A 12,898-nucleotide genomic window follows, 5' to 3' on the forward strand; every position below is an offset into this window, starting at 1 on the left:
AGCGGGCTCCCTTTTACCAAATAATCCTATCTTCTTTTAAAAAGAGGAGGGATTACTCTTCGTCTTCTAGCTCGATGTTGATACCTAGCGAGCGAATCTCTTTCAACAGTACGTTGAACGACTCAGGCATACCAGGTTCCATGCTATGGTTACCGTCTACGATGTTCTTATACATCTTAGTACGGCCGTTAACGTCATCCGACTTAACTGTTAGCATTTCTTGTAGAGTATATGCAGCACCGTATGCTTCTAGTGCCCATACTTCCATCTCACCGAAACGCTGACCACCGAACTGAGCTTTACCACCAAGTGGTTGCTGAGTTACTAGGCTGTAAGAACCAGTAGAACGAGCGTGCATCTTGTCATCAACCAAGTGGTTCAGTTTCAGCATGTACATGTAACCTACAGTTACAGGACGCTCAAACGAATCACCAGTACGACCATCAAACAGTTTAAGCTGACCAGATTCTGGCAGATCACCCAGTTTAAGTAGTTCTTTGATTAATGTCTCAGAAGCACCGTCGAACACAGGAGTAGCAATCGGTAGACCGCCACGTAGGTTCTTGATCAGTGTACGAACTTGATCATCAGACAGTTCAGCAATATCAACTTTCTGACGAGTATCACCAAGATCATAAACCTTCTGTAGGAACTCACGGAACTTATGCAGTTCTTGTTGTTCCTTAACCATTTGGTTGATCTTGTCACCGATACCTTTCGCAGCCAAACCTAAGTGAACTTCTAGGATCTGACCGATGTTCATACGCGATGGTACACCCAGCGGGTTAAGTACGATGTCTACAGGTTGACCTTTCTCATCGTATGGCATGTCTTCAACAGGGTTAATCTTAGAGATTACACCTTTGTTACCGTGACGACCGGCCATCTTATCACCAGGCTGGATACGACGTTTAACCGCTAGGTAAACTTTAACAATCTTAAGAACGCCAGGCGCGAGATCATCACCTTGAGTGATTTTACGACGCTTAGTTTCAAACTTCTTATCGAAGTCTGCTTTTAGCTCATCCCACTGCTCAGCAAGTTGCTCAAGCTGTGTTTGTAGCGCATCGTCTTCTAGAACTTGCTCTAGCCATTGCTTACGACCGATAGTATCAAGCTTAGCTTCAGAGTAACCACCAGACAGAAGTACAGCTTTAACACGGTTAAGAAGGCCACCCTCAAGAATTTGGAACTCTTCAGTTAGGTCTTTCTTAGCTTCTTTAAGCTGCATCTGTTCGATTTCAAGTGCACGCTTGTCTTTCTCTACGCCATCGCGAGTGAAGACTTGTACATCGATGATAGTGCCCGAAACAGAGTTTGGTACACGTAGAGAAGTATCTTTAACATCAGATGCTTTCTCACCGAAGATAGCACGTAGTAGCTTCTCTTCAGGAGTCAGTTGAGTTTCACCTTTAGGTGTTACTTTACCAACTAGGATGTCGCCACCCTTAACTTCAGCACCAATATAAACGATACCTGACTCGTCTAGTTTAGACAGAGCAGACTCACCTACGTTTGGAATATCAGCTGTGATCTCTTCAGAGCCCAGCTTAGTATCACGAGCCACACAAGATAGTTCTTGAATGTGGATAGTCGTGAAACGGTCTTCTTGAACTACGCGCTCAGATACTAAGATCGAGTCTTCGAAGTTGTAACCGTTCCAAGGCATGAACGCGATACGCATGTTTTGGCCAAGAGCTAGTTCACCAAGGTCTGTTGAAGGACCGTCAGCAAGAACATCGCCGCGTGCAACTGGTTCGCCAGGAAGTACAGTTGGACGTTGGTTGATACATGTGTTTTGGTTCGAACGCGTGTACTTAGTTAGGTTGTAGATATCGATACCAGCTTCGCCAGGTACCAACTCATCTTCGTTAACCTTAACTACGATACGAGAAGCGTCTACAGACTGAACTTGACCACCACGTTTAGCAACCGCTGTAACACCAGAGTCAACTGCGATGTTACGTTCAATACCAGTACCTACTAGAGGCTTATCAGCCTTAAGTGTTGGTACAGCTTGACGTTGCATGTTCGCACCCATCAATGCACGGTTCGCATCATCGTGTTCTAGGAACGGGATAAGCGAAGCAGCGATAGATACTACTTGGTTTGTCGCAACGTCCATGTAGTCAACGTGATCACGAGGGTGAAGACCAGATTCACCTTTTTGACGAGCTGTGATTAGCTCATCTGCAAACGTACCTTCTTCTGTAAGAACAGTGTTTGCCTGCGCGATTACGAATTGACCTTCCTGGATTGCAGACAGGTAATCAACTTCTTCTGTTACTACACCATCTACTACACGACGGTACGGAGTTTCTAGGAAACCGTAATCGTTACAACGTGCAAACGCAGATAGCGAGTTAATTAGACCGATGTTTGGACCTTCAGGCGTTTCGATCGGACATAGACGACCGTAGTGAGTTACGTGAACGTCACGTACTTCGAAGCCTGCGCGCTCACGAGTAAGACCACCAGGACCTAAAGCAGAGATACGACGCTTGTGCGTAACTTCTGACAATGGGTTGTTTTGGTCCATAAACTGTGAAAGCTGTGAAGAGCCAAAGAATTCTTTAACTGCAGCAGAGATCGGCTTAGCGTTGATAAGATCTTGAGGCATGATTGCATCAAGGTCACCAAGGCTTAGGCGCTCTTTAACGGCACGTTCTACACGAACTAGACCAACACGGAATTGGTTTTCTGCCATTTCACCTACCGAACGGATACGACGGTTGCCAAGGTGGTCGATATCGTCCACTTCACCAATACCGTTACGGATACCAATCAGTTTCTTCATCACTTCGATGATGTCTGATTCATCCAGAGTACCGCGCTCTTCTTCTTCTTCACGCTCGATAGAGCTGTTGAACTTCATACGGCCTACAGTTGATAGGTCGTAACGTTCTTCAGAGAAGAATAGGCTTTCGAATAGAGATTCTGCAGCTTCTTTCGTTGGTGGCTCGCCAGGACGCATCATGCGGTAGATTTCTACCAATGCAGAGATGCGATCTACTGTGCTATCTGCACGTAGAGTATCTGACATGAATGGACCGTGATCTAGGTCATTCGTGAACAGAGTTTGTAGAGCCTTGTGGCCTGCTTGAGACAGGTTAGCAAGTGCTTCTAGGCTAATCTCTTGGTTCGCGCCAACGATGATCTCGCCAGTTGCTTCGTTGATGTAATCTTTAGATGCAACTTTACCAACGATGTACTCTACTGGTACTTCGATGTGCTCAACGCCATCTTTTTCAAGTTGACGGATATGGCGAGCAGTAACACGACGACCAGTCTCAACGTAAGTTTTGCCGTTTGCTTCGATGTCGAATGACGCAGTTTCACCACGTAGACGATCAGGAACCAACTCCATAAGAAGAGTTTGGTCTTTAACTTCGAAGTTCACTTTGTCGAAGAACAGATCTAGGATCTCTTCAGTCGATTTACCAAGTGCACGAAGAATAATCGATGCTGGTAGCTTACGACGACGGTCGATACGTACGAATAAGTTATCCTTAGGGTCGAACTCAAAGTCTAACCATGAGCCACGGTAAGGAATTACACGTGCGTTATAAAGAACTTTACCTGATGAGTGGGTCTTACCCTTATCACTGTCGAAGAACACGCCTGGGCTTCGGTGCAGCTGGGATACGATAACCCTCTCGGTACCATTAATTACGAAAGTACCATTGTCTGTCATAAGCGGAATTTCGCCCATGTAGACTTCTTGTTCTTTAATGTCTTTTACAGTACCTGCTGGTGCATCTCGATCAAAGATAACTAGACGTAGTTTTACGCGTAGTGGCTTTGAGTAAGTAACACCGCGGATTTGACATTCTTTAACGTCAAAAACTGGCTCACCAAGACGGTAGCTAACGTATTGCAGCTCAGAATTGCCGTTGTAGCTCTGAATTGGAAATACAGAACGGAAAGCAGCTTCAAGACCGTATTGACCTTCTGGATCCTGTTCGATGAATTTGTCGAAAGAATCAAGCTGGATCGATAACAGGTATGGAATGTCCAAAACTTGTGGACGAGTACCAAAATCCTTACGGATGCGCTTTTTCTCGGTATAAGAGTAAACCATGGGGTTCCTCAGCTCGCTGATAAGTGACCCAAACCACCCAAAACACTCTTCAGAGGGGGTGGTGACAAACAGCTGTTTAGTGGTAGTGAACAATCATTTCGAAAAAATGACTGTTTTTTTGCTCGGATTATGACGGTTAAACAGCGGAAATTTCGTCATAGCCCTACAGCGCAAAAAGGCCGGTGGTTAATAAACCACCAGCCATTAGCCTTGCGGCTATGAAATTAAGTAATAATTACTTGATTTCAACAGAAGCGCCAGCTTCTTCTAGCTGTGCTTTAAGAGCTTCAGCTTCAGCTTTGTCAACGCCTTCTTTAAGCGCTGCAGGAGCTGAGTCTACAAGACCTTTAGCTTCTTTAAGACCTAGGCCAGTTGCGCCACGTACAGCTTTGATAACTTGTACTTTGTTAGCGCCAGCAGCAGTTAGGATAACGTCGAATTCAGTTTGCTCAGCAGCAGCGTCGCCGCCAGCTGCGCCGCCAGCTACAACAGCAGCAGCTGCAGTAACGCCGAATTTCTCTTCCATAGCTTCGATAAGCTCAACAACTTGCATTACAGACATTTCTGCAACTGCGTCTAGGATTTGCTCGTTAGTAATAGACATAACAATTCTCTTTTAAGTCAACAATAAGTTTAAATAGCAACCAGTGAAAAGCAAGGCTTATGCCGCAGCTTCTTCTTTTTGGTCGCGAACAGCAGCGATAGTACGAACCAGCTTGCCAGCAGAAGCTTCTTTCATGCACATCATTAGGCGTGCGATAGCTTCGTCGTAAGTTGGTAGTGTCGCTAGTACTTCAGCATCAGTAACTGCGCCTTCAAATGCAGCAGCTTTGATCTCGAAATCTTTATTCTCTTTAGCGAAGTCTTTGAAAAGACGCGCTGCAGCACCTGGGTGCTCATTAGAGAATGCGATCAGAGTTGGACCAGTGAAAGTGTCTACTAGACACTCGTAGTCTGTACCCTGAACCGCACGGCGTGCTAGTGTGTTACGAACAACTTTCATGTAAACACCCGCTTCGCGAGCTTGTTTACGTAGAGAAGTCATTGCGCCAACTTCAACGCCACGAGAATCAGCTACAACTGCAGAAAGTGCACCACTGGCAGCTTCGTTGACTTCAGCAACAATTGCTTTTTTGTCTTGAAGATTTAAAGCCATTTGGATTAACCTCTGGTTGTGATTACAGCACTCAATACAAAATGTAATGAGCGTTTACGATGTTATTTAAAAATGAATAAATTCACTTCAAACCACAACATCGCCTACGTAGGTTTTATTAAGCTATCAATAATCTAATGAAAATCGACAGCGCCTACGGTCTTGGGATAGATGATTTCAAATTGCTTTAAAACCACCCAACCACAAATATTAGGCGCAGAAGTATACACTAAATCTGCGCCTAAGCAAATTAGTTTGCTTGAGTGTCAAGACTAGCTTGATCAACAGCAACACCAGCACCCATCGTAGTAGAGATGCTTACTTTCTTCAGGTAAGTACCCTTAGCTGAAGAAGGCTTAGCTTTCTTAAGAGCAACTAGAAGTGCTTCTAGGTTCTCTTGAAGCTGGTTAGCTTCGAAAGATGCTTTACCGATAGTAGTGTGGATGATGCCGTTCTTGTCGTTACGGTAACGAACCTGACCAGCTTTAGCGTTCTTAACCGCTTCAGCAACGTTAGGAGTTACAGTACCAACTTTAGGGTTTGGCATAAGGCCGCGTGGACCTAGGATTGTACCTAGTTGACCAACAACACGCATTGCATCTGGAGAAGCAACAACTACGTCGAAGTTCATTTCGCCTTTTTTCACTTGCTCAGCAAGATCTTCCATACCAACGATATCTGCGCCAGCAGCTTTAGCAGCTTCTGCGTTTGCACCTTGAGTGAAAACAGCAACGCGGATGTCACGGCCAGTACCGTGAGGTAGCACAGTTGCGCCACGAACGTTTTGGTCAGATTTACGAGCATCGATGCCTAGGTTAACAGCAACGTCTACAGACTCAACGAATTTAGCAGTCGCTAGTTCTTTAAGAAGAGCAACAGCTTCGTTGATTTCGTATTCTTTAGTTGAGTCAACTTTGTCGCGGATTACGCGCATACGCTTAGTAAGTTTTGCCATGATCTTATCCCTCTACCACTAGGCCCATTGAACGAGCAGTACCAGCAATAGAACGCTTCATTGCTTCGATGTCAGCACCAGTCATATCAGCAGCTTTAGTTTCTGCGATTTCTTGGATTTGAGCGTCAGTTACTGTGCCCACTTTTTCAGTGTTTGGACGACCAGAACCAGACTTAACGCCAGCAGCTTTCTTAAGAAGAACAGCAGCAGGTGGAGTCTTAGTTACGAACGTGAAAGAACGGTCGTTGTAAACAGTAATAACTACTGGAGTAGGTAGACCTTTCTCAACAGATTCTGTTTTTGCGTTAAACGCTTTACAGAATTCCATGATGTTCACGCCGTGTTGACCTAGAGCAGGACCAACCGGTGGACTTGGGTTTGCCATACCAGCTGCAACTTGCAGTTTGATATAAGCTTCAACTTTCTTAGCCATGATATTTCCTAATATTTGGGTACATGCGCCAGCCGTAAGGCGAGCTCCCCATAATTTCAATTAACTCTTTTTTACTTCCGCAGAAGCAAAAAGGCGCGAAATTATAATCATAATTCGCGCCTTTAACAACCCTAAAAAGGTGATTTTTTATACTCTTTAATTTTGAACAGCTTATGAACTATTTATCCACAACTTGCTCAAAAGGTAAGAGTATTAGTCCAGTTTTTCAACCTGACCAAATTCAAGCTCAACCGGTGTTGCACGACCAAAGATCGATACAGATACCTTAATGCGGCTTTTCTCGTAATCTACTTCTTCAACAGTACCGTTGAAGTCAGCAAATGGACCATCGTTCACACGAACCACTTCACCCGCTTCGAACATTGTCTTAGGACGTGGAGACTCGCTCGCTTTCTCTAGACGGTTCAAGATAGCATCAGCTTCTTTGTCAGTGATTGGTGCAGGACGATCAGAGGTACCACCAATGAAGCCCATAACACGCGGAATGCTGCGTACTAAGTGCCATGATTCATCATTCATGATCATTTGAACTAATACGTAGCCAGGGAAGAATTTACGTTCACTTTTACGACGTTGGCCTGCACGCATTTCCACTACTTCTTCAGTAGGTACTAGCACATCGCCAAATAGTTCTTCCATGTTGTGCATTTTAATATGCTCGCGTAGCGACTGTGCAACACGACCTTCAAAGCCAGAAAAAGCTTGAACTACATACCAACGTTTTTTTGGAGCTTCACTCATGAATCAGAACCCTCTACACCCCAGTTGCTAGAGAAACTAGACGGACCATAATGCCGTCAATTCCCCAAAGCACTAGAGACATAACAATACATACAGCTAAAACGATCAATGTAGTTTGCATAGTTTCTTGGCGAGTAGGCCAAACAACTTTACGAATCTCCATACGAGATTCTTTTGCAAAATCGATCGCAGCTTTACCTTTAGTTGTTGTTGCTGCAACGCCTAGTGCGGCAGCAATCAGCACAACTACACCTGCAGCGCGAATTACAACAGACAATTCACCATACAGGTAATTACCCACAACAGCAGCAGCCAACAGAACAAAAGCGACAATCCACTTCATTGTATCTGCTGCACTTGAGCTATCAGGAGTTTCAGCGTTTGCTTTCATAAAACCAACCTGTGATAAGTCTTAAATATAGACGACAATAACCCCGCTGTTGCAGGGCACATTCCTTTGCGTTGCAAAACAACACATCTAACAGTCATTTTAGTCAAAAAGACCGTTTAATTCTTTGCTAAGAGCCGAAATTGATGTCAAATCACTCAACTCTTTTTTCAGCGCAGAAAAAGGGCATCAAATGATGCCCTTTTTACTAGTGGTTCGTCAAATCTTATGCAAAGATTTTAGCTACAACACCAGCACCAACTGTACGGCCACCTTCGCGGATTGCGAAACGTAGACCTTCGTCCATTGCGATTGGAGCGATTAGCTCAACAGTCATTTGAACGTTGTCACCTGGCATTACCATTTCTACGCCTTCTGGTAGAGTGATGTCGCCTGTTACGTCAGTTGTACGGAAGTAGAACTGTGGACGGTAACCTTTGAAGAAAGGAGTGTGACGGCCGCCTTCGTCTTTAGAAAGTACGTATACTTCAGACTCAAACTTAGTGTGTGGGTTGATAGAACCTTTCGCAGAAAGTACTTGACCACGTTCAACGTCATCACGCTTAGTACCACGTAGAAGTGCACCAACGTTCTCACCTGCACGACCTTCGTCAAGCAGTTTACGGAACATTTCAACACCAGTACAAGTAGTAAGAGTAGTCTCTTTGATACCAACGATTTCTACTTCGTCACCTACACGTAGGATACCGCGCTCGATACGACCAGTTACAACAGTACCACGACCTTGAATTGAGAATACATCTTCAATTGGTAGTAGGAACGGTTGGTCTACTGCACGCTCTGGCTCTGGGATGTAAGAATCTAGTGCTTCTGCAAGCTCAACGATCTTGTCTTCCCACTGCTTCTCGCCGTTTAGTGCGCCAAGTGCAGAACCTTGGATAACTGGTAGGTCATCACCTGGGAAGTCGTACTCAGAAAGAAGTTCACGAACTTCCATTTCTACTAGCTCAAGTAGCTCTTCGTCATCAACCATGTCACATTTGTTCATGAATACGATGATGTAAGGGATACCAACTTGACGACCAAGTAGGATGTGCTCACGAGTTTGAGGCATAGGGCCGTCAGTCGCAGCAACAACTAGGATACCGCCGTCCATTTGTGCAGCACCAGTGATCATGTTTTTAACATAATCCGCGTGTCCTGGACAGTCTACGTGTGCGTAGTGACGTGCTGGAGTATCGTACTCAACGTGAGAAGTTGCGATTGTGATACCACGCTCACGCTCTTCTGGAGCGTTATCGATAGATGCGAAATCTTTAGCAACACCGCCGTACACTTTTGCAAGCGTAGTACAGATAGCAGCTGTTAGAGTTGTTTTACCGTGGTCAACGTGGCCGATAGTACCAACGTTTACGTGCGGTTTCGTACGTTCAAATTTTTCTTTAGACATGGGGTGTCCCTCTAGGTACGGATTAGGTGGCTTAAAATAAGACCACGCAACCAAAAAAATGGTTTTCTTTATTAAAGGAGAAGAAGCTTTAGACTGGTGCTAATACCCAGAGTCGAACTGGGGACCTCACCCTTACCAAGGGTGCGCTCTACCGACTGAGCTATATCAGCACACAAAATGAGTTGGAGCGTGCAGCGGGAATCGAACCCGCATCATCAGCTTGGAAGGCTGAGGTAATAGCCATTATACGATGCACGCAACACGTAACTCTGTTTGAGCTATTTAACCTTTAGAATATGGTGGAGAGGGACGGATTCGAACCATCGAAGGCAGTGCCAACAGATTTACAGTCTGCTCCCTTTGGCCACTCGGGAACCTCTCCAAATTTTGAGCTTTCTCTCGCTTTCCTTAAAGGAAGGGAGAAAGTGGTGCCGACTACCGGAATCGAACTGGTGACCTACTGATTACAAGTCAGTTGCTCTACCTACTGAGCTAAGTCGGCACAAGTGGGGCGCATTTTATTGAATGATTTTCCACCTTGCAATAGTAAATTGAAAAAAAGTGCAAAATTCTCTTACCAAACTCCAACATACGGCTATTTAGCTCAAGGTTTCTATCTTTAACCCGCATCTAGCACAGGAAGATATTTTATTTATCTATCGCTTGATGTATTTTCCATGCACTTGTTTTGTTATCCACTATAGAGTTTTGTATGAGCCCATTTATGTCATTTGACCGCGAACGCTGGTCTGAGCTAAGGAATTTAGTTCCGATGACACTTTCTGAAAGCGACTTAAAAGAGCTTCAAGGCATCAATGAAAAACTCACAATGGAAGAGGCTGTGGAGATCTACCTACCGCTTTCTCGCCTATTGAATCTCTATGTGGCAGCCAGACAAAACAGAAACTCGGTACTTCATGAGTTCCTAGATAAGAAAGAGAAAGCGCCACCTTTTATCATCGGGATTGCAGGTAGTGTTGCGGTTGGTAAAAGTACGACTGCGCGACTGCTTAAAGCCCTACTCTCTCGTTGGGAAAACCACCCAAAAGTTGAGCTAGTCACAACGGACGGTTTCTTGTACCCAAATGAAGTGTTGGAAGAGAAAGGTTTGATGAGTAAAAAAGGCTTCCCTGAGTCTTACGACATCAAGCGTCTAGTGAACTTTGTCTCTGATGTGAAGGCGTGCAAAAGAAATGTCACCGCACCGGTATACTCGCACCTAACTTACAACATTACTGATGATGTTAAGTGTGTCGACCTACCTGATGTGCTTATTATTGAAGGGCTTAATGTCTTACAGAGTGGCATGAACTACCCACACGAACCGCATCGTGTGTTTATTTCAGACTTCCTTGATTTCTCACTCTATGTTGATGCTGACAGCCAGCAGATCAAAGAGTGGTACATCAATCGTTTTATGAAGTTTCGCGACGGGCCGTTTACCAAGCCTGGTTCGTACTTTAGTCATTACACTAAGCTGTCGAATCAAGCTGCACTAGACAAAGCGGAAGGAATCTGGAGTTCAATCAATGGCTTAAACCTTGAACAAAATATCCTTCCGACAAGAGAAAGAGCGCACCTGATTTTGCGAAAAGGCGCAGATCACATGGTTGAAGAAGTGTTACTCAGAAAATAGTAACGCCTTAATCCCCTTTTCGTAGTGATATTTCGCCACCAATATAACTCTCGATGCCATTCTCGGTTTTGAGTAACACAGCCCCCTGTTCATCGATGCCTTGAACAACACCTTCAATTTCTCTAGGTCCAATAATCAACCTAACATTGCGACCTAAGAAATTATCTAAGCGATTCCAACGTTCTACGAAGTTAGACATACCTTTCAATTCATAATCCACAAGAGACTTATCCCAAGCATTGATCAGAGCCTGTGCTAATTGGTTACGATCTGGCACCTTCCCGTCACACACTTCTTTAAGAGAAGTCCACGGTTGACCAATACCTGATGTTGTTGGGTCCATAGATAGATTTAGTCCTAAACCAATCACAATATGAGCTGCGCCACCTGACTGTCCAGAGAGCTCGACCAAGATACCCGCGAGCTTCTTGTCATTGTGGTATAGATCATTCGGCCACTTAAGCTTGATGCCTTCAACGCCCATCTCTTTTAAAGCCTCAACAACGGCTACGCCAACCACAAGGCTTAAGCCCATTGCAGCAGCCATACCAGCGTCAAGTCTCCAGTACATTGAAAGGTACAGGTTTGCACCAAATGGCGATACCCACTCTCTTCCACGACGCCCGCGGCCAGCAGCTTGATATTCAGCAATACAAACCGAACCGGACTCAAGAGTATTCGTACGCTCTAACAAGTGTTGATTAGTAGAACCAATGATTGGGATCAGATCAAGCGAAGCGTCAGGGCTCGGAGCTGACAATTTCTCTTGGTCAAGCATGTCCAACTGGTTAGCTAACTTGTAGCCCTTGCCTTGCACTCGATAGATATCCAATCCCCACCCTTGAATCCCTTTAATGTGCTTACTGATAGCCGCTCTTGAGACGCCTATCATCTCGCCGAGGTCTTCTCCGGAATGAAACTCGCCACCGGAAAGGCATTTTAGTAGTGCTAACTTAGTACTGTGCTCCCTCACACTAATGCCTCCAAAGCTCTATCTAGGTTTGTCTCGCTATCTCTACCCATAAAGCGGACTTCGTGTTCCAACTGAATATCGAACTTGTTCAGGACAGCTTGACGAACTCGGTCTGCAAGCTTAAGAATGTCGATAGCAGAAGCTTGATCATAATTGATGAGAACCAGTGCTTGATTCGGGTGAACTTGAGCGCCGCCTTCAGTTACACCTTTAAACTGGCATTGATCAATCAGCCATCCTGCGGCAACTTTGATCATGTCGTTACTCTCGTAACCAACGATGTTTGGGTACAGCTCTGACAGGCGATCAAAATGATCTTTAGTGATCACGGGGTTTTTGAAAAAGCTTCCAGCATTGCCCTGTTTCGAAGGGTCTGGCAGTTTGCTCGAACGAATAGCACATACTTCATCGAATATCGTACTAGGGGAAAGTGTTTCTGCTGGCAGGCTTTTAAGTGGGCCGTAATGGTTACATGGCTTCCACTCTTTCGGCAGTGTTAAACCAATCGCGACAACAATCGCTTTGCCATAAAGCGCATGTTTAAAAATAGAATCTCGGTAACCAAAGAGGCATTCCTCTTTGCTTAATCGCTTAACTGTATAAGTATCCAGACAGAGAATATCGACGTATTCACAGACATCTTGCAGCTCAACGCCGTACGCACCAATATTCTGAATAGGTGCAGAGCCAGAACAACCCGGTATCATTGCAAGGTTTTCTAAGCCACCAAGCCCTCTATCAACACTCCACTTAACCAAGCTAGGCCAATCCTCACCACCATTAACATGTAGATGGTGATGACTCTCTGTCTCTGTTAGCGTAATTCCAGCTAACTGGTTCACAATAATCAAGCCTGCAAAGTGCTCAGTAAAAAGCATATTACTGCCCTTACCCAGTATTAACTTAGGCAAAGTTGACCATTTAGGGTCTTGATAAACTGTAATCAGTTCTTCGATAGTCGTGACTTCAACCAACGCATCACATGTCTGATCGATGGAAAAAGTATGAACGTTTTTTAAACTAGCATTGAGATGGAATTGCATGACGATATTCAATTAACTTACACTGCAGCCATTCTACAGCAGATAAACCAGTGGCGCAGT

The 12,898-nt window shown here is 44.8% G+C and carries 11 protein-coding genes and 4 tRNA genes; 1 reads left to right on the top strand and 14 read right to left on the bottom strand.

Annotated elements, in window-relative coordinates; genetic code table 11:
- Nucleotides 1-52 precede the first annotated feature (52 nt).
- From rpoB to ITG10_RS06880, 12 genes are all read right to left on the bottom strand, one after another.
- On the bottom strand, nt 53-4,081 hold the full coding sequence (rpoB, locus tag ITG10_RS06825; RefSeq protein WP_017631517.1) for a DNA-directed RNA polymerase subunit beta: 4,029 nt from the start codon (nt 4,079-4,081) through the stop codon (nt 53-55).
- Nucleotides 4,082-4,316: 235 nt separating this feature from the next.
- On the bottom strand, nt 4,317-4,685 hold the full coding sequence (gene rplL / locus ITG10_RS06830; protein ID WP_017631516.1) for a 50S ribosomal protein L7/L12: 369 nt from the start codon (nt 4,683-4,685) through the stop codon (nt 4,317-4,319).
- 57 nt (nt 4,686-4,742) lie between these two features.
- Nucleotides 4,743-5,237 carry a 50S ribosomal protein L10 gene (gene rplJ, locus ITG10_RS06835; protein ID WP_010435550.1) on the bottom strand — a complete coding sequence of 165 codons (495 nt, stop codon included), beginning with the start codon at nt 5,235-5,237 and terminating at the stop codon, nt 4,743-4,745.
- A gap of 250 nt (nt 5,238-5,487) precedes the next feature.
- On the bottom strand, nt 5,488-6,192 hold the full coding sequence (gene rplA / locus ITG10_RS06840; protein WP_017631514.1) for a 50S ribosomal protein L1: 705 nt from the start codon (nt 6,190-6,192) through the stop codon (nt 5,488-5,490).
- A gap of 4 nt (nt 6,193-6,196) precedes the next feature.
- Nucleotides 6,197-6,625, bottom strand: coding sequence for a 50S ribosomal protein L11 (gene rplK, locus ITG10_RS06845; RefSeq protein ID WP_026084318.1), 429 nt, complete (start codon nt 6,623-6,625; stop codon nt 6,197-6,199).
- 213 nt (nt 6,626-6,838) lie between these two features.
- A complete protein-coding gene (gene nusG / locus ITG10_RS06850) occupies nt 6,839-7,387 on the bottom strand; it encodes a transcription termination/antitermination protein NusG (RefSeq protein WP_010435556.1) in 549 nt (182 codons plus the stop codon).
- Nucleotides 7,388-7,400: 13 nt separating this feature from the next.
- The gene (secE, locus tag ITG10_RS06855) at nt 7,401-7,778 is read right to left on the bottom strand and encodes a preprotein translocase subunit SecE (protein WP_017631512.1); all 378 of its coding nucleotides are present in this window, start codon (nt 7,776-7,778) and stop codon (nt 7,401-7,403) included.
- A gap of 223 nt (nt 7,779-8,001) precedes the next feature.
- A complete protein-coding gene (gene tuf, locus ITG10_RS06860; protein ID WP_010435158.1) occupies nt 8,002-9,186 on the bottom strand; it encodes an elongation factor Tu in 1,185 nt (394 codons plus the stop codon).
- A gap of 94 nt (nt 9,187-9,280) precedes the next feature.
- Nucleotides 9,281-9,356: transfer RNA gene (locus ITG10_RS06865), tRNA-Thr, on the bottom strand.
- Between the two features lie 13 nt (nt 9,357-9,369).
- Nucleotides 9,370-9,444, bottom strand: a tRNA-Gly gene (locus tag ITG10_RS06870).
- A 39-nt stretch (nt 9,445-9,483) separates the two neighbouring features.
- Nucleotides 9,484-9,568: transfer RNA gene (locus tag ITG10_RS06875), tRNA-Tyr, on the bottom strand.
- 44 nt (nt 9,569-9,612) lie between these two features.
- Nucleotides 9,613-9,688 (bottom strand) — tRNA-Thr (locus ITG10_RS06880).
- 210 nt (nt 9,689-9,898) lie between these two features.
- On the opposite strand from ITG10_RS06880, the gene coaA reads away from it, so the two are divergent.
- Nucleotides 9,899-10,822 carry a type I pantothenate kinase gene (coaA, locus tag ITG10_RS06885; protein ID WP_017633112.1) on the top strand — a complete coding sequence of 308 codons (924 nt, stop codon included), beginning with the start codon at nt 9,899-9,901 and terminating at the stop codon, nt 10,820-10,822.
- A gap of 7 nt (nt 10,823-10,829) precedes the next feature.
- Here the strand turns inward: coaA and birA are convergent, their stop codons facing one another.
- Together birA and murB are read right to left on the bottom strand one after the other, a co-directional pair.
- Nucleotides 10,830-11,795 (bottom strand): bifunctional biotin--[acetyl-CoA-carboxylase] ligase/biotin operon repressor BirA, encoded by a 966-nt coding sequence (birA, locus tag ITG10_RS06890; protein ID WP_017633111.1) that lies wholly within the window; start codon nt 11,793-11,795, stop codon nt 10,830-10,832.
- Nucleotides 11,792-12,838 carry a UDP-N-acetylmuramate dehydrogenase gene (gene murB / locus ITG10_RS06895; protein ID WP_017633110.1) on the bottom strand — a complete coding sequence of 349 codons (1,047 nt, stop codon included), beginning with the start codon at nt 12,836-12,838 and terminating at the stop codon, nt 11,792-11,794. Before murB ends, birA begins: the two co-directional genes overlap by 4 nt.
- Nucleotides 12,839-12,898 lie beyond the last annotated feature (60 nt).

The organism is Vibrio sp. ED004 (assembly GCF_023206395.1).
Lineage (GTDB): Bacteria > Pseudomonadota > Gammaproteobacteria > Enterobacterales > Vibrionaceae > Vibrio.